Origin of the sequence: Stenotrophomonas sp. GD03777 (assembly GCF_029842485.1) — a bacterium.
In the GTDB taxonomy this organism is placed as follows: Bacteria; Pseudomonadota; Gammaproteobacteria; order Xanthomonadales; family Xanthomonadaceae; genus Stenotrophomonas; species Stenotrophomonas sepilia.
Map to the genome: position 1 here is coordinate 23,902 of NZ_JAOCGL010000001.1, position 24,685 is coordinate 48,586.

General features: G+C 66.0%; 20 protein-coding genes. 15 read left to right on the top strand and 5 right to left on the bottom strand.

Going from position 1 to position 24,685, the window contains the following annotated elements:
- Positions 1–37: 37 nt before the first annotated feature.
- On the top strand, positions 38–1,600 hold the full coding sequence (locus N5E02_RS00120) for an N-acetylmuramoyl-L-alanine amidase (RefSeq protein WP_279945667.1): 1,563 nt from the start codon (positions 38–40) through the stop codon (positions 1,598–1,600).
- A gap of 56 nt (positions 1,601–1,656) precedes the next feature.
- Here the strand turns inward: N5E02_RS00120 and trxB are convergent, their stop codons facing one another.
- Complete coding sequence (gene trxB / locus N5E02_RS00125) at positions 1,657–2,628, bottom strand: thioredoxin-disulfide reductase (RefSeq protein WP_005416486.1); 972 nt, start codon at positions 2,626–2,628, stop codon at positions 1,657–1,659.
- Positions 2,629–2,861: 233 nt separating this feature from the next.
- Here trxB and N5E02_RS00130 point away from each other — a divergent pair, with 233 nt between their 5' ends.
- The 5 genes from N5E02_RS00130 to N5E02_RS00150 all read left to right on the top strand — a co-directional run bounded on the left by N5E02_RS00130 (position 2,862) and on the right by N5E02_RS00150 (position 10,034).
- Complete coding sequence (locus N5E02_RS00130; RefSeq protein WP_005416487.1) at positions 2,862–5,222, top strand: DNA translocase FtsK; 2,361 nt, start codon at positions 2,862–2,864, stop codon at positions 5,220–5,222.
- 39 nt (positions 5,223–5,261) lie between these two features.
- On the top strand, positions 5,262–7,205 hold the full coding sequence (locus N5E02_RS00135) for a DUF3857 domain-containing protein (protein ID WP_164229452.1): 1,944 nt from the start codon (positions 5,262–5,264) through the stop codon (positions 7,203–7,205).
- 111 nt (positions 7,206–7,316) lie between these two features.
- Positions 7,317–7,955 carry an outer membrane lipoprotein chaperone LolA gene (gene lolA, locus N5E02_RS00140; protein WP_005416489.1) on the top strand — a complete coding sequence of 213 codons (639 nt, stop codon included), beginning with the start codon at positions 7,317–7,319 and terminating at the stop codon, positions 7,953–7,955.
- 241 nt (positions 7,956–8,196) lie between these two features.
- The gene (locus N5E02_RS00145) at positions 8,197–9,474 is read left to right on the top strand and encodes a replication-associated recombination protein A (RefSeq protein ID WP_279945668.1); all 1,278 of its coding nucleotides are present in this window, start codon (positions 8,197–8,199) and stop codon (positions 9,472–9,474) included.
- A 188-nt stretch (positions 9,475–9,662) separates the two neighbouring features.
- Positions 9,663–10,034 (top strand): DUF805 domain-containing protein, encoded by a 372-nt coding sequence (locus N5E02_RS00150; protein WP_026346975.1) that lies wholly within the window; start codon positions 9,663–9,665, stop codon positions 10,032–10,034.
- Positions 10,035–10,107: 73 nt separating this feature from the next.
- Here N5E02_RS00150 and N5E02_RS00155 read toward each other — a convergent pair whose 3' ends face one another.
- Entirely contained in the window at positions 10,108–10,482 is a 375-nt protein-coding gene (locus N5E02_RS00155; RefSeq protein WP_005416493.1) for a hypothetical protein, read from the bottom strand.
- Between the two features lie 320 nt (positions 10,483–10,802).
- On the opposite strand from N5E02_RS00155, the gene N5E02_RS00160 reads away from it, so the two are divergent.
- The 9 genes from N5E02_RS00160 (at position 10,803) to N5E02_RS00200 (ending at position 20,888) form a co-directional block, all read left to right on the top strand.
- On the top strand, positions 10,803–11,831 hold the full coding sequence (locus N5E02_RS00160; protein ID WP_279945669.1) for an alpha/beta hydrolase-fold protein: 1,029 nt from the start codon (positions 10,803–10,805) through the stop codon (positions 11,829–11,831).
- A gap of 122 nt (positions 11,832–11,953) precedes the next feature.
- Entirely contained in the window at positions 11,954–13,330 is a 1,377-nt protein-coding gene (locus N5E02_RS00165; RefSeq protein WP_279945670.1) for a YncE family protein, read from the top strand.
- A 51-nt stretch (positions 13,331–13,381) separates the two neighbouring features.
- Entirely contained in the window at positions 13,382–14,428 is a 1,047-nt protein-coding gene (locus tag N5E02_RS00170) for an ABC transporter substrate-binding protein (protein ID WP_279945671.1), read from the top strand.
- Positions 14,429–14,467: 39 nt separating this feature from the next.
- The gene (locus N5E02_RS00175) at positions 14,468–15,472 is read left to right on the top strand and encodes an iron ABC transporter permease (RefSeq protein ID WP_345782196.1); all 1,005 of its coding nucleotides are present in this window, start codon (positions 14,468–14,470) and stop codon (positions 15,470–15,472) included.
- Positions 15,469–16,230 carry a heme ABC transporter ATP-binding protein gene (locus N5E02_RS00180; protein ID WP_279945673.1) on the top strand — a complete coding sequence of 254 codons (762 nt, stop codon included), beginning with the start codon at positions 15,469–15,471 and terminating at the stop codon, positions 16,228–16,230. Before N5E02_RS00175 ends, N5E02_RS00180 begins: the two co-directional genes overlap by 4 nt.
- A gap of 64 nt (positions 16,231–16,294) precedes the next feature.
- A complete protein-coding gene (locus N5E02_RS00185; protein ID WP_065178577.1) occupies positions 16,295–17,044 on the top strand; it encodes a hypothetical protein in 750 nt (249 codons plus the stop codon).
- Between the two features lie 415 nt (positions 17,045–17,459).
- Entirely contained in the window at positions 17,460–19,496 is a 2,037-nt protein-coding gene (fusA, locus tag N5E02_RS00190; protein WP_171956039.1) for an elongation factor G, read from the top strand.
- Between the two features lie 253 nt (positions 19,497–19,749).
- Entirely contained in the window at positions 19,750–20,022 is a 273-nt protein-coding gene (locus N5E02_RS00195) for a hypothetical protein (protein WP_005409616.1), read from the top strand.
- Positions 20,023–20,132: 110 nt separating this feature from the next.
- The gene (locus N5E02_RS00200) at positions 20,133–20,888 is read left to right on the top strand and encodes a SapC family protein (RefSeq protein ID WP_053496662.1); all 756 of its coding nucleotides are present in this window, start codon (positions 20,133–20,135) and stop codon (positions 20,886–20,888) included.
- Here N5E02_RS00200 and N5E02_RS00205 read toward each other — a convergent pair.
- From N5E02_RS00205 to N5E02_RS00215, 3 genes are all read right to left on the bottom strand, one after another.
- Entirely contained in the window at positions 20,845–23,049 is a 2,205-nt protein-coding gene (locus N5E02_RS00205; RefSeq protein ID WP_279945705.1) for an ATP-binding protein, read from the bottom strand. The genes N5E02_RS00200 and N5E02_RS00205 overlap by 44 nt on opposite strands.
- Before the next feature lie 161 nt (positions 23,050–23,210).
- A complete protein-coding gene (locus tag N5E02_RS00210) occupies positions 23,211–23,837 on the bottom strand; it encodes a response regulator transcription factor (protein ID WP_111191024.1) in 627 nt (208 codons plus the stop codon).
- Between the two features lie 312 nt (positions 23,838–24,149).
- Complete coding sequence (locus tag N5E02_RS00215; RefSeq protein WP_005416504.1) at positions 24,150–24,683, bottom strand: lipocalin family protein; 534 nt, start codon at positions 24,681–24,683, stop codon at positions 24,150–24,152.
- Between the last annotated feature and the right edge of the window lie 2 nt (positions 24,684–24,685).

Below are 24,685 nucleotides of genomic sequence, written 5' to 3' on the forward strand. Positions count from 1 at the left end.
TGGAGCGGTGCATTCACTCTTGCATGGAGTAGCCAAAATGAACCAGAAGCTTCGCCTTGGATCCCTTTCTGTTCTGCTGTCTCTTGTGGGCGGCGGACTGTTGATCAGCCCCGCGCAGGCCGTTGACGCTCCTCGTGCGGTGGAGCAGGACACTGGGCTCGACATCCTCTTGACCCAGAAGGCGCGCGACATTCTGGAGCGCGTTCGTCTTGTGGATGGCCAGGCGCGCAGTCGCCGGGTTGAGGTATCAGCAGATATCGCCAACGGTGTAGTGACCGTGGCGCTGGATCGGGTCTTCCTTCCTGCCGATTACGGGCCGTCGTTCGAGGATCAGCGAAGCGAGATCAGTTTTGGACTACTGCATTGGGCCGAGCAGGCGGCTCCGTTCAGTCGTGTCGTTTTTCTGTATGACGGGAAAGAGATCGAATACTACTTTCCTGAGATAAAGGCTGCGGACGATGCGGCGCGGGAAGCGGGGGAAGCGCTGCGGCGGACGCGTGGAACGCCTGGGTCCGGGATGGCGTTTGTCGCAGCCGGGCATGGGTATTTCTACAGCTACAAGGACAACCGGTGGGTGACCTCAAGGGATGAATGGAATGGCGTCTCGGAGGGGCTCTTGACTCCGTCGTACGCCGCGGACCTGAAGGCGATGATCGAGCAAAGGAGCCAAATGCCTGTCATCCGCCCGCGCGTTCAGATCACGGGAACGACTCATCCTCCGAGTGGTGAGGAGTGGTGGACCATAGCTGCGCGCTACGCGATTGCCGAGCAGTATCCGGCCGAGACAAAGATATGGAACACGTACGCAGGCAGTACGCTTTGGGATCGGGAGGAGCGTGAAGACATCAACAGTCGGCCGCTTCTCGCAAACCACCACGGAGCTGAGGTGGCGATTCATCTGCACAGCAATGGAGAACCCACGGGGGCCGCGCGCGGTACTCGTGTGATCGTGCAACCTGGTAGGCCGATGGATGCTGCCCTTGCACAGAGTGTCCTGTGCTCTATGAAGGAGCTGATTCACTCGCTACCTGAGTATGCGGCATTCACCGTCGCTCCCGCTCCGCACGCGCTGAACAAGGGGGAGAACCGAGAGGCGCACATGCCATCGATCATCGTAGAGACGGCGTTCCACACGAATCCGGATGATGCCAAGGCGCTGCAGGACCCCGTCTTCCGCTCGGCATCGATGAAAGGGGTGGAGAAGGGCTATCGCCTGTGGGCAACGGGAAAGTCGTGTGAGCCGCTGTCCGGGCAGCCGATCGCAGATGTCGACGTTCCATCCGGCGACTCGCGCGAGGTGGACGTGGCGTTTGCGGGCCATCCGCAATTCCCGATCAGCCTGATCACCCGCAATACGCTGTGCCCATCAGGGTGGAGCTGCAGCGGACGGACGGTGGTCATCGATTCGCCTGACCAGCCCAGCAGGATGCAACTCAGCTGCGGTCGCAACAGCGTGGGGGCGCTCGGCTGGGAGACGCACGTGTTGGATGCGGACGGGGTCAAGTCGCAGCCCGTGCCTCACACCGTTCGTTGTGTTGCCGATGCGGGCGGCCCTGATCGAAATGGCTTGCCTGAGAATACGGCTGCCGCAGGGATGTAACGAGAAAGGCCGACGCTTTCGCGTCGGCCATTTGCCTGAATTGAGCATGGCTCGACTCAGCTGGCCTTGCCCTGCGCGTCCAGGTAGCGCTCGGCGTCCAGTGCGGCCATGCAGCCGAAGCCGGCCGAGGTGATCGCCTGGCGGTAGTGCTGGTCGGCTACGTCGCCGGCGGCGAACACGCCTTCCACCGAGGTCTGGGTGGCGTTGCCGCCCAGGCCCGAGCGGATTTCCAGGTAGCCGTTGTTCATCGCCAGCTGGCCGTCGAACAGGGTCGTGTTCGGATGGTGGCCGATGGCCACGAAGAAACCGTGTGCGTCGATGTCGCGGGTGCTGCCGTCCAGGGTGGACTTCACGCGAACGCCGGTCACGCCGGCATCGTTGCCCAGCACTTCCTCCACCTGGTGGTGCCAGACGGTCTCGATCTTGCCTTCGGCGACCTTCCTGAACAGCTTGTCCTGCATGATCTTCTCCGCCTTCAGAGTGTCGCGGCGGTGGACCAGGTAGACCTTGCGGGCGATGTTGGACAGGTACAGCGCCTCTTCGACGGCGGTGTTGCCGCCGCCGACCACGACCACGTCCTGGTCGCGGTAGAAGAAGCCGTCACAGGTGGCGCAGGCGGAGACGCCGCGGCCCTTGAAGGTCTCTTCGGTCGGGATGCCCAGGTATTTGGCGGTGGCGCCAGTGGCGATGATCAGCGCGTCGCAGGTGTACTCGTGACTGTCGCCGATCAGCTTGAACGGGCGCTGCGACAGGTCGGCGGTGTGGATATGGTCGAAGATGACCTCGGTCTCGAAGCGCTCGGCGTGCGCCTGCATGCGCGCCATCAGGTCCGGGCCCATCAGGCCGTGGGCGTCACCCGGCCAGTTGTCCACCTCGGTGGTGGTCATCAGCTGGCCACCCTGCTGCAGGCCGGTGATGACGACCGGCTTCAGGTTGGCACGGGCGGCGTAGACGGCGGCGGTCCAACCGGCCGGGCCGGAACCGAGGATGACGAGGCGCTGGTGGCGGGAGGGCAGGCTGGTGCTCATGTAAACTCGCGAAAAGGTAGATGGGACAAGGCGCTGGCGATGTTTGCGCAGCATCCATGGCTGCTCATAGAGTGGCGGCTGGGGCAGGGCGATTCAAGCCGATGAACAGAACGCCGTCATCCAGCGGTGGTTCCGGGCCTCGGATTGCCTTGCCCGACGTCGCATAACTGAAAACTGACGCCGTCTCATTTATTATCAATCACTAACAGCGCATTCCAAAGGTATGGTCTAAGGTGGCGAAGCAGGTCCCTGAACGCTCCAAGTCGGACGACAGCAAGGCGTCACGTCGCACGGCCGCGGCGGCGACGACCGACAATCCACGCCGCCAGCGCCTCTGGCGCGATCTGGGCCTGATCGCCATCGCGCCGGCCCTGCTGTACCTGGCGGCCAGTCTGTTCACCTATTCAGCCACGGATCCGGGCTGGTCGCATACCGGCAGCGTGGTCGCGCCGGTGCATAACCTCGGCGGCCGCGCCGGGGCCTGGATTGCCGACGTGCTGCTGCAGCTGTTCGGCTACATCGCTTTCCTGTTGCCGGTGGTGCTCGGCGCACTGGCGTGGATCGCCATGTTCGGCCTCAAGCGCGAGAGCAAGGGCGAGAACGATCTGGACCCGGCGCTGCGCCTGGTCGGTCTGGTCGGTTTCCTGATCGCCGGCACCGGCTTCCTGCACGTGCGCCTGTTCAGTGGCGATGTCGCCAGTGCCGGCGGCATTCTCGGCAAGCTGGTGGGCAATTCGCTCACGGTGGGCTTCGGTGCGCTGGGCGCCAACCTGTTCGTGCTGGTATTGCTGCTGGCCTCGATCACTCTGGCCACCGGGCTGTCCTGGTTCACGGTGATGGAGAAGATCGGCCGTGGCGTAATGTCGCTGGCACCGCTGCTGGAGCGCAAGAAGGAAGAAGTCAGCGAGTGGAAGCAGACCCGGGTGATGCGCGAGGAGCGCCAGGAAGTGCGCAAGGCCGACGCCGAGGTGCGCGCCAAGCGCGAGCCGGTAAAGATCGAACCGCGCCCTGAGCCGGTGATCGAGAAGAGTGATCGCGCCAAGCGCGATACCCAGATTCCGATGTTCCGTGGCGTCAACGGCGATGGTTCCGACCTGCCGCCGCTGGCGCTGCTGGATGATCCCAAGCCACAGCCGAAGGGCTACGACGAAGAGACACTGGAGACCCTGTCGCGGCAGATCGAGTTCAAGCTGAAGGACTTCCGCATCGATGCGCAGGTGGTCGGCGCCAACCCTGGCCCGGTCATCACCCGCTTCGAGATCGAGCCGGCACCGGGCATCAAGGTCAGCCAGATCAGTTCGCTGGACAAGGACATCGCGCGCGGCCTGTCGGTGAAGTCGGTGCGCGTGGTCGACGTCATCCCGGGCAAGTCGGTGATCGGCCTGGAAATTCCCAACGTCACCCGCGAGATGATCTTCCTGTCCGAGCTGCTGCGCTCGAAGGAATATGACAAATCGGCCAGCGTGCTGACCCTGGCGCTGGGCAAGGACATCGCCGGCCGCCCGACCGTGGCCGACCTGGCGCGCATGCCGCACCTGCTGGTGGCCGGTACGACCGGTTCGGGCAAGTCGGTGGCGGTCAACGCGATGGTGCTGAGCCTGTTGTTCAAGGCCTCGCCGAAAGACCTGCGGATGCTGATGATCGACCCGAAGATGCTCGAGCTGAGCGTCTACCAGGGCATTCCGCACCTGCTGGCGCCGGTGGTCACCGACATGAAGGAGGCCGCCAACGGCCTGCGCTGGTGCGTGGCCGAGATGGAGCGCCGCTACAAGCTGATGAGCGCGGTGGGCGTGCGCAACCTGGCCGGCTTCAACAAGAAGGTGAAGGAAGCCCAGGACGCCGGCCAGCCGCTGATGGATCCGCTGTTCAAGCCGAACCCGGAGCTGGGCGAGGCGCCGCGTCCGCTGGAAACGCTGCCGTTCATCGTCATCTTCATCGACGAATTCGCCGACATGATGATGATCGTCGGCAAGAAGGTGGAAGAGCTGATCGCGCGCCTGGCACAGAAGGCGCGTGCGGCTGGCATCCACCTGATCCTGGCCACGCAGCGCCCGTCGGTGGATGTGATCACCGGCCTGATCAAGGCCAACATCCCGACCCGCATCGCCTTCCAGGTCAGCTCCAAGATCGACTCGCGCACCATTCTCGACCAGTCTGGCGCGGAGACCCTGCTGGGCCACGGCGACATGCTGTACCTGCCGCCGGGCACCGCGCTGCCCGAGCGCGTGCATGGTGCGTTCGTGTCCGACGACGAAGTACATCGCGTGGTCGAGCACCTCAAGGCGATGGGCCCGGCCGACTATGTCGACGGCGTGCTGGACGAAGTGCAGACGATGGGCGACGGCGTGGTCGTCGGCGCCACTGGCCTGCCCGAGACCAGTGCGGCCGGCGACGAGTCCGACCCGCTGTATGACGAAGCGCTGCGGGTGGTCACCGAGACCCGCCGTGCCTCGATTTCCGGCGTGCAGCGCCGGCTGAAGATCGGCTACAACCGTGCAGCGCGACTGATCGAGGCCATGGAAGCGGCCGGCGTGGTCAGCCCGCCCGAGCACAACGGCGACCGCACGGTGCTGGCACCGCCGCCGCCGAAGTAAGACCCGACGTATCCCCCACGACGTCCAAGGAACCGACGCATGCTTCACCCCGTACCAAGCGCGCTGGCGCTGGCGCTGGCTGCCCTGATGGCTGCCGGCCCGGCACTGGCAGAAACCGCCACCTCCGCGCCCGCCACGGCGCCGCCTTCCACCAGCGGCGATACCGAAGCCAGCAATAATTTCAGCATTGTCCGTTACCGCGCCGACTACCAGGTCCGGCCGGATGCGGGCAATGTGCAGACCGAAACCTACGAGGTCCTGCTCAAGACCAAGGCCTCGGTCGAGCAGTTCAGCCAGGTGCGGCTGAGCTACAGCGAGAAGATGGAAACGCTGGAGGTGCTTAGCGCCTACACCATCACCGCCGACGGCCAGCGCCGCGACGTGCCGGCCGACCGCATCTACACCCAGGAAAGCTACTCCAGCGCCTCGGCGGCGATGTATGCCGACCGCAAGGTGCGGGTGATCGTGTTCCCGAACCTGGCCCCGGGCACGCGCCTGTACTACCAGGTGCGTCGCACCCAGGCTACGCCGTACTTCCCGGGCTATTTCGGCCTGTGGGAGACCTTCAACGTCTTCACCGAGTACGAGGACGCCGAGGTCACCCTGAGTGCGCCGGCCAACCTGCCGATGTTCGTGGACAGCCGCGGCGTGCAGGGCAGTGACCGGCCGACAGTGAAGAATGGCCAGGCGCAATGGCGCTGGCGCTACCAGCGCCGCGAGGCGATGCCGGCGCAGAACTGGTCGGCGGCGGGCTGGGAGTTCGGCCCGAACATCATGGCCAGCACGTATCGTGACTGGTCGCAGATGGGGCGCGCCTACCAGCTCAAGGCGGGCCCGGCGGCCGAGGTGACCCCAGCGCTGCAGGCGCTCGCTGATGAGATCACCGCCGGCATCAGCGACCGCCGCGAACAGGCTGATGCGCTGTATCGCTGGGTCGCGCAGAACATCCGCTATGTGGCGGTGTACCTGGGCAACGGCGGCCTGGAGCCGAACAGCGCGCAGAGCATCCTCGACAATCACTATGGTGACTGCAAGGACCACGTGACGATCCTCGAGGCGCTGCTTGCGGCCAAGGGTATCGCCAGCTCGCCGGTGCTGATCGGTGCGGGGGGCGGCCCGACGCTGCCGAGGATTCCGGTGCTGGGTCGCTTCAACCACGCCATCACCTACATCCCCGAATTCGATCTGTACCTCGATTCGACCACCGCGTGGGCGCGCTTCGGCCAGCTGCCGGAGGGTGACCTGGGTGCGCCGGTGATGCGCACCCGCGACGCCACGCTGGCGCGCACTCCGGCCAACACGCCGGAGCGTAACGCCACCTCGATGGAAGTGCGTTTCACCTTCGACGCCAACGGCAACCTGCGCGGCGAGACGATCCCGAAGCTGGGCGAGAACGCCGAGATCGGCATGCGCGCGCAGTTCTCACAGCTCAACGCGCAGAACCGTGCGCGCGCTGAGGAGCAGATCATGGCCGCCTCAGGATTCGATGGGCGAGGGCAGCTGCAGATCCAGGGCGTACCGGTCGACCTGACCCGGCCGTTCGGCTACCGCATGGCCTTCCAGGCCGAGGACTACGCCGACTTCAGCGTGGCCGGCGGCATGGCCGTGCCGGACCCGCCGGGTGGCGAGTCGGTGCGTGGCTTGTACGCCACCGCCTCGGCGCCGGCCAACGAGACGCCTTTCTACTGCAATGCCAGCCTGCGCGAGGAAACCTATCGCCTGCAGTTCCCGGCCAATGCGCCGATCATCGCCATTCCGGCCAGCCAGCGCTTTACCAATGCCGCTGGCGAATACCGGGTGGACTGGAGCCGCGAGGGCCAGGAGGTGATCGTGCACCACCGCTTGCAGCAGAACGCGGTGCGTGGCCCGGAGGCGCTGTGCCAGCCGCAGGACTATCCGGCGTTCCGCGCGCTGTACCGCGAAGTGCGTCGCGGCTTCCGCGGCCAGGTGCTGTACGGCAAGCTGCCGGCATCTGACGGCTGAATCGCCGATGGACGTTCAGGGCGGCATAATGTCGCCCTGATCGCCCATTCATCTTCCCCCGGGCACACTGGCAACCACCTTTCCTGGCGCCCGCGCCCACAGGATTTCCGCATGAACTTCCGCTTCCGCCGTTTCCTTGCCACGACTACCCTGGCCGTCGCCTGTGCCGCTGCCGGCAGTGCCTGGGCCGGTGCCCGCGATGACCTGAAGACTTTCACCAGTGGCCTGAAGGGCCTGGATGGCCAGTTCAGCCAGCAGGTGTTCGACAGCCGCGGCAAGGTGAAGGAATCGACCAGTGGCCGCGTGGCCCTGTCGGCGCCGCGCCTGTTCCGCTGGGAATACGTGCGCCCGCACGAACAGTTGATCGTGGCTGACGGCAGGAAGGTCTGGATGTACGAGCCGGACCTGGAGCAGGTCACCGTGCGCGAGCAGGGCAAGGAAGAGCAGAACAGCCCGCTGACTGCGCTGATCAACCCGGCGCTGCTGGAACAGCAGTACGACGTCAGTGAAGAGGCTGCGCAGCGTGATGGCCTGCAGTGGCTGTCGCTGTCGCCGAAGCGCGAGACCGAAGCCAGCTTCCAGTACGCCGCGCTGGGCTTCAATGCCCAGGGCCTGGCCAAGATGGAGATCACCGACGCGGTCGGACAGCGCACCGTGATCAGCTTCAGTGGCTGGAAGCGCAATCCAGGCTTTGCTGCCGGCACCTTCAGCTTCACCCCGCCGAAGGGCACGGACGTCATCGGTAATTGACCGAGGATGCCGGGCATGACCCGGCGCCACCTGCTCCGGTGGGTGTCAACCGGCACCGCCTTGGTGGGTGTCAACCTTGGTTGACGCAATTTTGATCTGCCGGCCAGCGGCCGGCACTACCGGAATCGTCGTCACCTTGTCGCGGTACAATGTGCGGGTGGCAAGACATCGTTCAACTTCCTTCCCCGGCCCCGATCTGCTGAGCGTTGATCGGGAACATCTGCGCCCGCTGGCCGAGCGCATGCGCCCGCGCACCCTCTACGAAATGGTCGGGCAAAAGCGCCTGCTGGCGCCGGACAGCGCGCTGCGTCGCGCGGTCGAATCCGGGCGCGTGCATTCGATGATCCTGTGGGGCCCGCCGGGCTGCGGCAAGACCACGCTGTCACTGCTGCTGGCCGAGTACTCCGATGCCGAGTTCCGTGCCATCTCCGCCGTGCTGTCCGGCTTGCCGGAAGTGCGCCAGGTGCTGGCCGAGGCTGCGCAACGGTTCGCCGAGGGCAGGCGCACCGTGCTGTTCGTGGACGAGGTGCATCGCTTCAACAAGGCGCAGCAGGATGCCTTCCTGCCGCACATCGAGCGCGGCACGATCCTGTTCGTCGGTGCCACCACCGAGAATCCGTCGTTCGAGCTGAACTCGGCGCTGCTGTCGCGTTGCCGCGTACATGTGCTGGAAGCGGTATCGCCAACCGATATCGTCGAGGCGCTGGAACGCGCGCTGGGCGACCGCGAACGCGGCCTGGGCGAGGAGGGTATCGAGGTTGCGCCCGAGCTGCTGCTGGAAATCGCCACTGCCGCTGATGGTGACGTGCGCCGCGCACTGACCCTTCTTGAAATCGCCGCCGAACTGGCGGGTGGGGAAGGGGGTCGCATCACCCCGCAGACCCTGACCCAGGTGCTGGCCGATCGTACCCGCCGCTTCGACAAGGGCGGCGAGCAGTTCTACGACCAGATTTCGGCGCTGCACAAGTCCGTGCGCAGTTCCAATCCGGATGCCGCGCTGTACTGGCTGACCCGCATGCTCGATGGCGGTTGCGATCCATCCTACCTGGCACGTCGACTGACCCGCATGGCGATCGAGGACATCGGCCTGGCCGATCCGCGCGCGCAGAGCATGGCGCTGGAAGCCTGGGACATCTACGAGCGGCTCGGCAGCCCGGAAGGCGAGCTCGCGTTCGCCCAGCTGGTGCTGTACCTGGCCAGCACCGCCAAGTCGAACGCGGGCTATGCCGCGTTCAACCAGGCCAAGGCCGACGTGCGCCAGAGCGGTACCGAAGAGGTGCCGTTGCATCTGCGCAATGCGCCAACCAAGCTGATGAAGGAGCTGGGCTACGGCGCCGAATACCAGTACGACCACGATGCCGAGGGGGGCATCGCGCTGGACCAGACCGGTTTCCCGGATGCGATGGGCGAACGGGTGTACTACAACCCGGTGCCGCGGGGCCTGGAGATCAAGCTGAAGGAAAAGCTTGATCGGCTGCGCGCCGAACGTGAGGCGGCGAGGGCCGCGAACGGCCGTTGAGCTGGCTTATGTAGCATCGAGCGATGCTCGACTCCGCTCTGGACCGACCCAGCAGCACCTGCGGAAACAGCAGCCGGGCATGGCTCGGCGCTACAGGGGTAATGGCAGTCGAGTGTGGTTCGTCACCACATTGTCCTGCGGGCGCTCCTTTGGCACACTGCGCGGCTGCTTTTTCAAGGATTGATGCCGTGCAGGAAATGATTCTGCCGTTGAAGCGTTATGCCCAGTTCGAGGGTCGTGCCAACCGTCGCGAGTACTGGATGTTCCAGCTGTTCCTGTTGATCGTCTCCGCCGTGCTGATGGTGCCGCTCATCGCCGGGCTGGTGATGCAGTCCGACGTGCTGGGCATCGCGTCGATCATCCTGTTCGTCGTGTTCTGGCTGGCCACGTTCGTGCCGGTCATTGCCGTCACCGTGCGCCGACTGCACGACTGCAACCAGTCGGGCTGGATGTACCTGCTGGCCTTCGTTCCGTTCGGTGGCCTGGTGATCTTCGTGTTCGCGCTGCTGCCAGGTACACCGCAGGAGAACGTCTACGGCCCGGTGCCTGCGGGGCCGTGAGACTGCGTGAGTCGAGCATGGCTCGACTTCTACAGGGCGGGAAAACGAAGCCGGCGTTTCGCCGGCTTCTTTCTTACTTGATGCTGCAGTCGCCGAAGGAAAGGTAGTCCGTTCCCGAGCTGAACTGCAGCGTGCAGCTTGCGGTGAAAGTCGCGCCTTCTTCCAGCGCGCCCAGCTTGGCCGCCTGGTGCTCGTCGTCGCTGGTCAGCCGGGCCAGGACATTGCCCTGGTCGTCGCCGGCCTCGATCAGCGGCTCGCCCGCCAGGTTGCTGGAGACGCCCAGGGCAACGGCAGTGAATGTCACCGTCTGGTTGAGTTCTTCCATGCCCAGTGACGAATTGCCGGCCTCTTCAAAGGCCTGGTAGAGCGTTGGCAGATCCTGTGCGGCATGGGCGGCCAGCGGTGCAAGCAGGCCGAGGGAAAGGGCGATCAAGGCGGTGCGCTTCAAGGTGTTCTCGCAGTCACGGGATTCATTCCCGTGGATGGTGGTCAGTAGATCCACGCCATGCGTGGATGGGTTTGGCAAAGGACAGGGCGCGGCCGGCGACTCGATTGCCCATCCATCCGCAGCCCTGCGAGGGAAGGGCGCTCCTGCGCCCCGCTGCCCGGCAAAATAGTGGATCCGGTGTTTCCGGCGCAACCGGGAAAATGAATGCATCGCGCGCGTGATATACAGCGTGACGTTTGATCGATGTGATAATCATTCGCGTTTAAGGTAGACTGCGGTCCCCTGAGAACCGGCGGCCTTGGCCGCTCCTGCCGCCACTGATGAAGCTTTTCGTCCTGCCTTCGCGCCGTGGCCCATTGGCCCGCGGCCTGGCTGCCATGATGATGGGTCTACTCCTGGCCACTGCTTACGCCCATGCGCAGCAGCGTAATCCGCTGCAGAAGATCGGCCACACCGTGCTCGACGAGCCGGCGGCCAGCTATCGCTTCGAGCGTTTCGTGGTGGACAGCCCGGACCAGCAGCGCCGTTGGCGGGTGAACCTGGCGATCCCGGCCAAGGCCGGCAAGACCCCATCCCCGGTGCTGTACGCGCTGGATGGCAATGCCGTGGCCATGGTGCTGGACCAGCGGCTGCTGGCCGAGCTGGCTGCGCGCAAGGCACCGCCGGTACTGGTGCTGATCGGCTACGACAACGACCTGCGCATCGATTCCAGGGCGCGTACCCGCGACTACACCGCGTGGATCGACCGTGCCGACGACGAGAGCGGCACGACCCAGGCCGTCGGCGGCGGCGCTGCGGCTTTCCTTGATGTGATCGAGCGCCGCATCAAGCCGGAAGTCGAGCGTCGCGCACGCATCGATACGCAGCAGCAGGCGCTGTGGGGCCATTCGCTGGGCGGGCTATTCGTGCTCAATGCGCTGTACACGCGACCTGCCGCGTTCCAGTCCTATCTGGCAGCCAGTCCGTCGCTGTGGTGGAGCCAGGGCGCGGCGCTGGGTGATCCGGAGCAGCAGTTCGTGCAGAACGTGCACGGCCAGCCGGCCAAGCTCTGGCTGATGCTGGGCGGCGCCGAGCGCGTCGGTGATCGCGGCAAGCGCGATATGAGCAACCCGCGCGTGGTTGCGCACCTGCGCCGGATCAGTGGCGCCACCCCGGATGCGGCGATGCAGTTGTCCGAGCGGCTGGGCAAGGTGCCGGGCCTGAGCGTGCAGTACCGCGAGTTCGATGGCCTCGGCCACGGCCCGATGCTGCCGGCATCGTTCCACGCTGCGCTGCATGAACTGTATGGCGTGTCCGACCGCAGCGCCGGCAATGGCGCGCCCAATGGCGGGGACAGCGCCGCCGAATGAATGCCTTCGCGCGCCATGCCGTGCGACCCCACTACCCAGGCGAGGCTGCCGGCGTGCAGCGGCCCAGGCAACCGATGAATCCCGCGCCACGTGGCGCGGCCTACGTGTGCAAGGAGCCTGCCATGTCGTTCCATCCGTCTTTCCGTCTCACCTCTCTCGCCGCCGGTCTGCTGCTGGCGGTGACCGCCACCGCCCAGCCGGTGTTCGATCAGCCGGCCAACGCCACTTTCAAGGGTGAGGTCGTCTCGCGCGGTGAGAACGTGGTTCCCGGCAGCACCGCCGACGTGGTCGGCCGTGGCTTCGTGCCGGGCCAGAAGGTCAGCCTGCTGCGTGGCGACAGCGTGCTCAACACGCAGCCGCTGGTGGTCGATGCCGACGGCAACTTCAAGACCCAGCTGAGCATTCCGGCCGATGCGGTGCCGGGCACCCACCCAGTGGTGGTGCGCGCCAGCCAGCCGGCTGCGGCCACGGTGCTGAAGCTGCGCGTGTCGCCGCAGCTGCCGCTGTCCGGCCAAGCGCAGTTCGCCACCCAGTCCAACAAGCTGGTGCCGGGCCTGTACCAGTCCGCCTACAGCGCCGACAGCAATGCCGTGTTCGTCACCTCGGCCGTGGGCCGCCCGCCGGTGACCCAGTCGCAGCTGTTGAAGCTGGACCCGAAGACCCTGAAGGTGACCAAGGCGATCACCCCGGCGCAGGTGCCGGGCAGCACCAACGGCGCGGTCTATGCGGTCTACGGTGTGGGCGTGGATGACGCCAATGGCAATGTCTGGGTCACCAATACCCGGCAGAACTCGATTGCGGTCTACCGCCAGAAGGACCTCTCGCTGGTCCACCAGTTCCCGGTCGACACCGTGCCGCACGCGCGCGACGTAGTGGTCGACGGCACCCACGGCAAGGTGTTCGCGTCGGCCACGGGTGAGGACCATTTGTCGGTGTTCGATGCGAAGACGTTCAAGGAGCTGCCGCAGGTGACGCTGGAATCCGGCGTGGATGACGGCAAGTTCACCCCGATGAGCCTGGTGCTGGACGAGAAGGGCGGCAAGCTGTTCACCGTCAGCATCGGTACCCCGGAAGCGGCGGTGATCGATGTGGCCAGCGGCAAGGTCGACAAGGTCATCGACCTGGGCAATTCGATCAGCGCCTCTGGCGTGGCCTTCGACGCAGCACGCAACCGGCTCTATGTGGCCTCGCAGGGCACCGACAACCTGCTGATCGTTGACGTGGCCGCCGGAAAGGTGCTGCATGACGTGCCGGTCGGCGCCGGCGCGCTGAACGTCGCCTTCGATGATGCCTCCGGCCTGGCCTATGTCAGCAACCGTGGCGCTGGCACGGTCACCGTGGTGAATGGTGACGGCAAGGTGGTGGCCAACCTCGATGGCGGCACCCTTCCGAACCATGTGCGTGCCGACGGCAAGGGCAACGTGTTTGCGGTGAACAAGTCACGTGGCGCCGAAGATCCGAAGGGTGATCGCATCACCCGCATCACCCCGAAGCAGTAAGTCACAGGGCAGGGCGGCGTGCGCGTCGCCCTGCCAGCAAGGAGAATGTCCATGAACATCGCGTCCCGTCTGCGCCTGTGTGCGCTCCCGCTGGCTGTTTCGCTGGCGCTGTCTGCCTGCAGTGGCTCGTCAACGCCGTCGGATGGCCACAAGACTGCCGAGCCGCCTGCCGCAACAGCTGCTGCCGAAACCGCGTTGCCGGCAGGCTGGCAGCGCGTGGCCGGTGCCGAGATGCCAGCGGTGCATGAACAGAGGGCCGTGCTGCCGGCCAAAGTGCATTCCGATGACGGTGCCGACATTGAAGTGTCCGACACCAGCCGGATCATTGCCGGTGGTGACGACGTCATCGCGGTGATCGAGGCGCTGGGACTGGGCAAGCAGGTATTCGCTGCGCCAACCAACACCACCACCCAGGCCGGCCTGGCTGCCCCTCACCAGTTCCTGTTCAACCGCACCACGGGCGTGGAAGGCGTGCTGAGCCTGCAGGGCTCGCTGTTCCTCGGCAACAGCCTGCGCCGCCACACCGAGCTGGCGAAAAAGCTGCGCGAGGTGGGCGAGCCGGCGGTGGTCATCGATGACCTGCAGCCGGCGCCGGACAAGGTGCGCAAGGTCGCTGCGGCACTAGGGCTGGCCGAAGCGGGGCAAACACTGGCCACGCAGGTGCAGCGCCAGCTCGACGAGGCTGCAGCGATTGGCAAGGGCCTGGGCCATGCGCCACGACTGATCCACGTATCGGCGACCGGCGCTGGCGGCTCGCCCACCGTTGCGGGTGCCGACAGCGCCTCGGCGCAGCTGATCGCCCTGGCCGGCGGCATCAACATCGGCACCGAGGCCGGGGTGAAGAACTACTCGCAGCTGAGCAACGAGGGCGTGGTCGCGGCGGCACCGGAAGTGATCCTGGTGACCGAGCACGACCTGCAGCTGTTCGGCGGTGCCGATGGCCTATGGAAGGCGTACCCGACGCTGAAGCAGACCCCGGCCGGGCAGGCCAACCGGGTCTGGGTGATGCCGGATGTGCAGCTGAAGTACACCAGCGTGGGTTCTGGTGCGGGCGCGCTGGCGCTGGCCAAGGCCCTGGCAGCGTTGCCGAAGGCATGAGTCCGGCGGATCGGCGCCGCCGTCGCGGGCGGGCGGGCGATGTTGATGATGGCCTTGCTGGCCCTGCTGGGGGCGGTGCTGGCGTCGTTCGCCGTGGGCCCGCTGCGGTTGCCACCGCTGGAGGTGATGCAGGCGCTGGCGGTGAAGCTGGGCCTGCTGGATCCGCAGGCAGTCAGTAGCCGCGATCTGGCCGTGGTCTGGCAACTGCGCATTCCGCGTGCCCTGCTGGGTGCGATGGTGGGCGCGTCTCTGGCGATGGCCGGTGCCAGCCTGCAGGGCCTGTTCGGTAATCCGCTGGCCGACCCCGGCATCGTCGGTGTCAGCCAGGGTGCTGCACTGGGTGCGGTGGCCGCCATCGTGCTGGGCGCCGCCGGTGCGGCGGGCTGGCTGGTGCCTGTGGCCGCGTTCGTCGGCGGTGCGCTGGCGATCGGCCTGACGTATGCGTTGGCACGGCCCGGCAAAGGCGCGGGTAACGCCACGCTGCTGCTGGTCGGTATCGCGATGGCCGCGTTCTGCTCGGCGCTGATTGGTTTCCTCACTTACATCGCAAGCGAAAGCGAACTGCAGTCGCTGGTATTCTGGCAGATGGGCTCGCTGGCACGTGCCAACTGGGCCGATGTGGTGGCGGTGGTGCCGCTGTTTGCGATTGGCGTGTTCGCGTTGCAGCGACTGGCAACGCCGCTGGACATGCTGGCGCTGGGGGAGCGCCAGGCACAGCACCTCGGGCTGGATGTCACGCGCACGCGGCGTCGCCTGGTGGCGTTCAGCGCGCTGCTGGTGGGCGCGGCGGTGGCGTTTGCCGGTTCGATCAGTTTCGTTGGCCTGGTAGTGCCGCACGTGGCACGCCTGCTGGTCGGCCCGGGTCATCGCTGGTTGCTGCCGTTGTCCGGCCTGCTGGGTGCAGTGCTGATCGTAGTGGCGGATACCGCGGCGCGCACGCTGGATCCACCCGCTGAGATTCCGCTGGGCCTGTTCTCGGCGGCGCTGGGTGCGCCGTTCTTCCTCTGGCTGGTGCTGCAGCAGCGCCGCAAGGCGGTGCCATGAGTGTGCTGTTGAAGCTGCACGAGGTGGTGGTGCGCCGCCAGCAACGTGAGATCCTGCACGGCATTTCCTTGGCGTTCGAACCGGGTACGGTGACCGCACTGGTGGGCCCGAACGGTGCGGGCAAGTCCACGCTGTTGGCGGTCGCGGCCGGCGACCTGCGCGCCGATGCGGGGGAGGTGAGCCTGTTGGGCAGGCCGTTGACCAGTTACAAGGCGGGGCCGCTGGCGCGCGAGCGCGCGGTAATGCCGCAGGAGCACGGCGTGCGTTTTGCTTTCAGCGTCGAAGAGGTGGTGGCGATGGGGCGATTGCCGCATCCGCCGGATCCGCGTGTGGACGACGCGCAGGTGGAAGCTGCCATCGATGCCGCCGAACTGCAGGCCCTGCGCCTGCGCGAGGTGCAGCAGCTGTCCGGTGGTGAGTCCGCCCGGACCACGTTCGCGCGCGTGCTGGCACAGGACACGCCATTGCTGCTGCTGGATGAGCCCACTGCTGCGCTGGATCTGCGCCATCAGGAGCGCACGCTGCGCAGTGTGCGTGCCTGTGCCGAAGCCGGTGCGTGCGTGATCGTGGTCCTGCACGACCTCAATCTGGCCGCAGGCTATGCCGACCGCATCGTGCTGCTGGAGCAGGGCACGGTGGCGGCCGATGGCACGCCATTGCAGGTGCTCACCGAAGACAACCTGCAGCGCGTGTACCAGCAGGATGTAGTGGTGCTGGAGCATCCGCGTCGTGGGGTGCCGCTGGTGGTGGTGACCTGAGCGAAGGTCCGCCAGGTTGCTCCGGGTATCATGGAGGCTTCGTTTTCTTCAATGGACTGATGCCATGTTCCGCACCGTTACCCGCAGCGTGCTGCTTGCCGCGATGATTGCTTCCGTTTGCGCAGCCCATGCAGCGTCGACCTCCCAGGTTTCGCTGACCAACGCGGCCGAGAATGCCTCGCTGATCGAAACCCGGCATTCCAGTGGCGACGGTGCCGCGGTGACGTCGATGAAGACGCAGTACTTTGCCAACGAGGAAATGTCGGTGAGCTGGGACGACCAGCAGGTACTTGTGCTGTGCAGTGAAGCGGCGTACCTGCAGATTCCTGCCGCCAAGCTCAAGGCCGGAGCGCTGACTACCGAGCAGCGGCAGATGATCGTCTATCAGGCACTGATGTCCGGCTTGGGGGCTGTCGCGGGCGTTGTCGGGCCGGCAGGCGAGGTGGTAACCGTGGCGGATGACGGTAGCGAGACCCGCAGTGTTGGCGAGAACAGCTGGGCATACGGTATCGAGCGCTACGACGTGATCAGTCAGCGGCTGCCGGATGGTGCTCTTCGGGTCCGGACCCGCAAGACGGAAACCGTGAATACCACGCCGCCGGCGGGCCCGGACGACACATTCAGCACCGAAGATGATCAGGCGGCACGCCTGTCCGAGCTGGCGCCGGTGGGGAGCTGGATCGAGGTCGTGATTCATGGTGGCCCACGGCTGCCGCACGTGGACCCGGCGATTTCGTTGAAGGGCTGGATGTCGATGGGGGATGACCAGCCTGCAACAGTGGCCGAGGCGCGCAAGCTGCACGGCTGCAAGTGAGGGCTGCCAGGGGGCAGAACCCTTTGCCCGGGGCAAAGGGATCTGACCCCGATCTTTGCTGGTCTCATCGTTCTATTTATGTTTGCAATATTCACTTGCGCGCCAGATTGGCAGGTCTAGAATGCGCCCCATGAACCGGATGCCGCTCCTGAAGTTTTTCACCCTGACCCGCGCAAGCGCGGAACGGGCGTGTCTGCCTGGAGCTCCACAGGGCCGCTGAAGCGGCTATCGCTGGATCATCCACAGAGCGCCCTTCGGGGCGCTCTTTTCGTTTCTGCAGTTTCATTTCCCTAACCCGACGTACCGCAAGGAGAACGTGCCATGCACCAGATCGCCGAGACCGAACGCTAGCCGCGCACCCTGTCGCCAACCGGGGTGCGCGGCCCCCATCGTTGGCTTTGCAGGAACCTATCTCATGAACACCCAAGTCCTTTCCCGCCGTCGCAACCTTGGCATCATTGCCCACATCGACGCCGGCAAGACCACGCTGACCGAACGCCTGCTGTGGAAAAGCGGCGAGATCCATCGCGTCGGCGAAGTGCACGACGGCAATGCGACCACCGACTTCTCGGCGATCGAGCGCGAACGGGGCATCACCATTGGCGCGGCCGCCGTGCAGGCGCAGTGGGCACCGCGTGATCTGCCGCCGCATCGGCTGACCCTGATCGACACCCCCGGCCACATCGACTTCGCCATCGAAGTCGAGCGATCCCTGCGGGTACTCGACGGCGCCGTGGCGGTGTTCTCGGCCGTGGATGGCGTGCAGCCGCAGTCCGAGACGGTGTGGCGCCAGGCGCGTCGCCATCGCGTGCCGCTGATCGCTTTCGTCAACAAGATGGACCGCGTAGGCGCTTCGTTTGAGCGCGTGCTGGAGCAGCTGCAGGACAAGCTGCGCGCGCGGCCGTGGGCGCTGGGCGTGCCGTTGGGCAGCGAAAGCGGCTTCAATGGCTGGGTCGATCTGGTCGATGAGCGCGTGCTGCAGTGGCAGGAGGGCGGCGCAACCACGGTGACCCCGTGGGACGAAGCGGCGCGGGCCCAATGGCAGGCCCAGCGCGATGCGCTGGTCGAAGCTGTGGCCGATCATGACGAAGAACTGGCCGATGCCTGGCTGGAAGGTCGCGTGATCGATGCCGGGGCGCTGCGCGCGGCAATCCGCCGGGCGACGCTGGCGGGTGCAGGCGTGCCTGTGCTGGCCGGTGCTGCGTTCAAGGACAAGGGCATCGAGACGCTGCTGGATGCCGTGGTCGATTACCTGCCGTCGCCGCTGGATCGCCCTGCTGTCAGCGCCGAAAGCGATGAGGGCGAGGTGATGCTGCCGCCGGATCCGGACGGTCCACTGGCAGGCCTGCTGTTCAAGATCACCCACCAGCAGCACGGCGCGTTGAGCTTCGTGCGGCTGTACTCGGGTACCTTGAAGGTGGGCGACGCGGTGGCCAGTTCGCAGCATCCGCAAGGGCGGCGTGTCAGTCGCCTGGTGCGGGTGCAGGCCGACCAGACCCATGACATCGAGCAGGCCGTGGCCGGCGACATTGTCGCGGTACTGGGCTGGAAGGATGCGGTCAGTGGCGAGACGCTGAGCAGCCGTGCGCAGCCGCTGCGGCTGGAGAACATCCAGGCCCAGGCGCCGGTGCTGGCCTGGCGGTTGGAGCCGGCGCGTGCGGCGGACCTGATCCGGATGGCGCAGGGACTGGCCAGCCTGGCCCAGGAAGACCCCTCGTTCCGTGTGGAAACGGACCGGGAAACGGGTGAAACCCTGGTCTGGGGCATGGGCGAGCTGCACTTGGAAGTGATGGTCGAGCGCCTGCGCAGCGAATGGAAGGTCGACGTGGCCGTAGGTGCGCCACGCGTGGCCTACCAGGAGACGCCGATGCGCCCGATGACCGGTGTCGTCGGGCGTCTGGTCAAGCAGACCGGTGGCCAGGGCCAGTTCGCGCACGTGGTGCTGGATGTGGCGCCGCGCGACGACGATCTTGTCGTGTTCAACGACCGCATCGTCGGTGGCGTGGTGCCGCGCAGCTTCATCGCGGCGGTGGAAAAGGGCGTGCGTGCTGCGCTGTCGGAAGGTCCGCAGGGTCATCCGGTGGTCGGCATCGAGGTCAGTCTTGTCGATGGCCAGACCCATGCCAAGGACTCTTCGGAGATGGCATTCCATCGCGCAGGCGCCGAGGCGATCAAGGCGGCGCTGGCCGAGGGTGGCACGCAGCTGCTGGAGCCGGTGATGGCGGTGACGGTGCATTCGCCGTCGGCGTCGGTGGGTGATGTGGTCGGCGACCTCAACCGGCGCCATGGCCGCATCGCCCGCATCGAGGACCAGGACGGTCGTGCCGAGGTCAGTGGTTTCGCGCCACTGGCGAAGTTGGTGGGTTACACCACCTCGCTGCGTTCGCTCAGCCAGGGGCGGGCCAGCAGTGAGGCGCACCTGCACGGCTATGAGCCAGTACGCGCGGCATAGGCAAGGTGAGGGGAGCCCGTTCGCGGGCTCCCATTTTTTTTGTCCGGGTTTCCGTATCCACGCATGGCGTGGATCTACCGGGTGACCGGGTCGCGAGCTCTGCAGTAGATCCACGCCATGCGTGGATGAGGCCGCATCGGTGCGCGAACGTTTGCATTGCGCTGCAACAAATTCGCAGAAAAAGCTGGATTAAAGTGATGCCTCACGATAAATTGCGCACCCCCCGTTGCTCGCCGCCGCCCGCACCCCTCTCATGCGTGATGACAAAGACCCCGGAACCCTGGAGCTGACCCTGCCGCGCAAGCGCGGTCGTCCGCCCAAGTTCGGGTACGCGATGAGCGATGCGCAGCGGGCGGCGCGCTATCGTGCGCGCAGGGCAGGGCAGGCCAACCATGCCGACGTGCGTTCCTGCAGTGACATGGTGCTGCTGGACAAGATCCGTGCGGCGGTCAGTGCCCGCGACACCGAGCTGGCCGGTTTCCTGGTCCACGTACTCTGGCAGCGCTACCCCCTGCAGCTGAAATAGTTCGCCGGTGGGGTGGCCGTTGTCATCGAGCTTGTTGATAATGCGGGATTCAGGTTGTTCCCGCTGGCGTGCCCGGGATGGCAGGCGCGCATGATCGAACGGTTCCCAACATGACCACCACCAGCGACACCACCACCGAAGCGGCGCCGAGCGGCGCCCCCCTGTTCTATACCCGCCCGGTGCCGCTGCAGGCCGATGTGCACGCCGATCTGCGCATCCTGCCGGGCAAGCTGGAGTTCGCCGCCGGCAACAATGCCATTCCGCTGGTGCTGGGCGAGTTCTCGCTGGCCCTGCACCACTTCCCGATCCTGTTTGCCGGCCCGAGCGCGGTTCCGATGGCTGCCGTGGGCGTGTCCGACCAGAACCTGTTCATCAAGGATGGCCTGTGGGAAGACGAGGCCTACATTCCCGCCTACCTGCGCCGCCACCCCTTCATCTTCATCGACACCGGTGCGGAGAATGATTTCCTGCTGGGCATCGACGAAGAGAGCCCGCGCGTGGTCAAGGGGGGCGAGGAAGGCCAGCCGCTGTTCGTTGACGGCAAGGCGACCGAGATGGTGCAGCAGGCCCTGGAATTCTGCGGCCAGTACACCCGCGAACACGAACAGACCCAGGCCTTCTCCAAGGCCCTGGTCGACAACGGCCTGCTGGTGGAGCGCAACGCCACCGTGCGTATCCCGGATGGCCGGGAGTTCAACCTCAACGGTTTCCTGGTCGTGGACGTCGAGAAGTTCGTGGCGCTGCCGGAAGCAACCGTGGTCGAGTGGCACCGCAGTGGCTGGCTGGCACTGATCCACCAGCACCTGATGTCGCTGGGTCGCTTCAATGACCTGACCCGTCGCCAGGTCGAGCGTCTGGCCGCGTGATCAAGGGGTTGGGCAGGGTTCCCGCGACGCGGGCGCCCTGTCCGGCCTGCAGTACGCACAGCAGGCGACGTGCGTCGGTCCAGTCCGGCGTGGCGTCCTGCGCCAGATCGACCAGCTCGGCCGCGATGGCGGCGTGCTCGCATTGACCCAGCATCTGTAGCGCGCCCTGCAATCGGTGCACGTGATGACCGAGCGCCGATGCGTCTGCATGATCGACAATCCGCTCGATCCTGCCGAGTTCATCGCAGATGTCGGCGCTGTAGGCCGCGTCCATTTCAGTCACCTGCTCAAGTGCGTCCACGCTCTCCGGCGCCGGAATGCCCAGCGCAGCGAGCAGTTCGGCGGCGCGCAGCGGCTTGGCCAGCACCGCGTCGAAACCCGAGCGGCGGCAGCGTGCGTGGTGACGTCGCCCGCTGCGGGCAGACAAGGCGATCAGACGGACCGGATGCCCGCTGCGGGCGCGCAGTTCGCGTGCCAATGCGTAGCCATCGATGCCACGCAGCCCGATGTCGATCAACGCGGCAGGGCGGGGGTGGCGTATCTGTTCGGCCAGCGCGCTGGCCGCATCTTCCAGGGCACATACCTCGGCGCCCCAGCGCCGCAACTGTTCGGCAATGACGTGGCGATTGAGTGCGTGGTCCTCCACCAGCAGCAGTTGCAGCCCGGCCAGTGGCGTGCCCTCCACGGGCATGTCCCGGACACTCTCGGCAGAGTCAGCTGTGCACACCGGCAGGCGCAGGATGAAGCGGCTGCCGCGACCGAGGACGCTGTGCACGGTCAGATCGCCTCCCATCGCACGCGCCAGCTCGCGTGCAATGGAAAGCCCGAGGCCACTACCGCCACGCTGATGCCCATCGCTGCCTTGACGGAAAGGCTGGAACAGTTCGGCTACCCGTGCTGGCGCGATCCCGATCCCGCTGTCGATCACCTCCATCAGCAGCTCCTGCGGCCGCGCTGCTGGAAGCAGTCGCAGGCGCAGCTCGATGCCGCCGATATCACTGAACTTCACCGCATTGGCCAGCAGATTGCTGGCAATCTGGCGTAGCGCATCAATGTCCACGAGAATGATCGGCAAAGGTTCGGCCGGGGCATCAAGATGCAGTTGCAGCCCTTTCCGTTGCGCCTGTGGCCGAATGGCCTCCAGTGCCTGCCGGCAAAGCTGGGTCGCATCACAGGCTTGTGCATGAGGCCTGAAAGCGCCGCTGGCGAGACGCGAAAAATCCAGTGCGCGATTCAACAGGCCGCGCAGGGATTGGCTGGCGCTGCTGGCAGCGGCGAGCAGATCGCGCTCGCCTTTCGGCAGTGCCGATTGTCCAAGCAGCTCGATCGAGGCCAGTACGGCCTGCGCAGAATTGCGCATCTCGTGACTGATCATCCCGATGGCCTGCGCGCTGCGGCGGTCGCCCCGTACCCGCAGGTGACGGGTCATGGGCCACAGCAGCAGGGCGACCAGCAGAGGGGCCAGCAACAGCCAGCCGCGCGGGGGCGAGGCCTGCATCCAGTCCAGTGCGTTTCCCGCCGCTGCTGGCAGGGTCTGGCCTGCCCACAGGTGGAGCAGGCTCGCATGCTCCTCGAGTGTGATCTCCCGCAATGCCTGTCCGATGCGTTCAAGCAGCTGCTGGTCTTCCTGGCGGACGAGCAGGTAGAGGTCGGTGGAGAAGTCGCTGTCGAATGGCTGCAGGCGCAGGCTGCCGTTGAAATGGCGTCGAACCAGCGGGCGCAGCGTGGATTCCAGGCCAATCGCCACGTCGGCCACGCCGGATTGCACTGCCGCCAATGCTGCGTACCGATCAGGCAGGGGCTGCAGCCGGATCTGAGGGTGATGCGCGCGCAGCCAGCCGGCGTAGGGCCCGCCTTCAACCACGGCCACGACCCGGCCGTCGAGCCCGCGTATCTCCCGTGGCAGCCATTCGCCGGCGCGCCCTGCCAGCAGAGTGGCGCCACCCCGGAAGCGGCTGGACGCGGCAAGGTCGGGGCAGGGTAGCTTCTGGTGTCTCGCACCGCCAAACACCATGACCAGGTCGGCCTCGTGATGGCACACAGCGAGGATTGATGCGGCGGTCGTCGGGTAGGGCTGTTCCAGGAAGCTGAGTTGGGCGTGACGCGCCACCAGGTTGGCGTAGCCATGGGCGAGCGTCGGCGGTGATGACGGATCGGCCATCGCGGCGGGCGCGGGGCGTAGGGACGGGGCGGTGGAGACCCGCACGCTGCTGCCCGGCAGCCAGCGTGGTGACCGGATATCTTCCGCCGACGCAGCGGGAAGGAGAAGCAGCACCAGCAACCCGAGGATCAGCAGGCACGGGCGCAATGGCGCATGGCGCCTCACGGAGACTCCAGCCGTTCACGCAGCGCATAGATCTCCACATCGCTGCGCAATCCCAGCTTGCGCAGCACCGCGACCTTCTGTGTGCTGACGGTCTTGATGCTGCGGTGCCGGCGCAGCGCGATCTCCGATACGGTCAGGCCTTCCAGCAGCAGCTCCAGTACCTCCCGCTCGTTGCGGCTGAGCTCGCCACGATCACCGGCCAGCCTGACGTCCGGCGGAATCCGGATCAGGCCCTGGAAGACGCGCACGATGGCGTCGGACAATGCCGCAAGGGGTTCGGCCTTGCTGACGAACCCACCGAGTCCGGCATCGATCAGGCTGTTGAGATTCGTGGTGGGAGAGAGCGTGGCGAAGGCCAGCATTGGTGTGCGCGGGAATTCGCGACAGAGCAGCGTAACCAGCTCGATGCCGCCCAGGTCGCCACGGGCGAGCGTGAGATCGATGATGGCCACATCCACGGGCATGCGGTGCAGGCTGTCGATCAGCGCGTCGCTGCAACCATGGCTGGCGACGATGTCGAACCGGAGATCGCCTGACAGGTGCAGGGCGGTGCCGCGACGGACGACTTCATGGTCGTCCAGGAGCGCCAGGCGAAGCCGGCGCGGTGCAGGAAATCCATTCATGCGCGGGAGGTGGTCAGCGCCCATGGGCGTGGCCGCCATTCTGGCGCCGCTGTCGCGTCGAACATCGAATTTGTTGCGTTTTTACGACTATTCCTAAAGATCGATGGATGAGCTCCATCGATAAGTGCTGATCCATGGGCTGGACATATCGTCGGGTTGAAAGCTGCGGGGACGTAGTGTCCTGGCGCGCGCTCGCTGGATACAGGTGGCCTGGGTTGCAGGGCTGCCGGCACCCTTCGAGGGGGTATTAATGTGACGCGTCACGCCTAAGTGCCTGGTCACCCGCGAGCCGAGTGGTGGGCGGTTGGCGATCTATCGCACCGACTGAGGTACGCGCCTGAGCCTGCCGGTGTCGTAGCCCATGGCCGCGATGCGCTCCACGGCGTGCTGGTAGTCGCTGTCCGACACGTGCGGGGTACGCGCCATATACCAGACATAGTCGCGCTTGCTGCGTGCGACGATGGTCTGGCCATAGTCGTCGTCCAGCCAGGCAATCACATACTCAGCCTGGATCGGCCAGACGAACTGCATGCCCCAGATCGCGCCATTGCCGTTCTTCTCCACCCGGCCAACCGGGTGCATCGACTTCTGCGGGGCGTCGAAACTGCCCTTGCGATAGGTGAAGGTCGTCTGGATGCGCCCGTCCGGCCGCAGTGCATAGCTCTCAACCGCGTCGAAGGCCTCGCGCTCCGGCCATGAGGGTATGTGGGCGATCACATACCAGTCGCCCATGAAGCGCGGCACGTCCACCGAGGGCGGGCGGGGCAGAGGACGGGTATCGCTGGAGCTGCAGCCGGAACCGAACAGGCTCAAGGCCAGCAGGGGAAGCAGGGAGCGCATGCGCATGT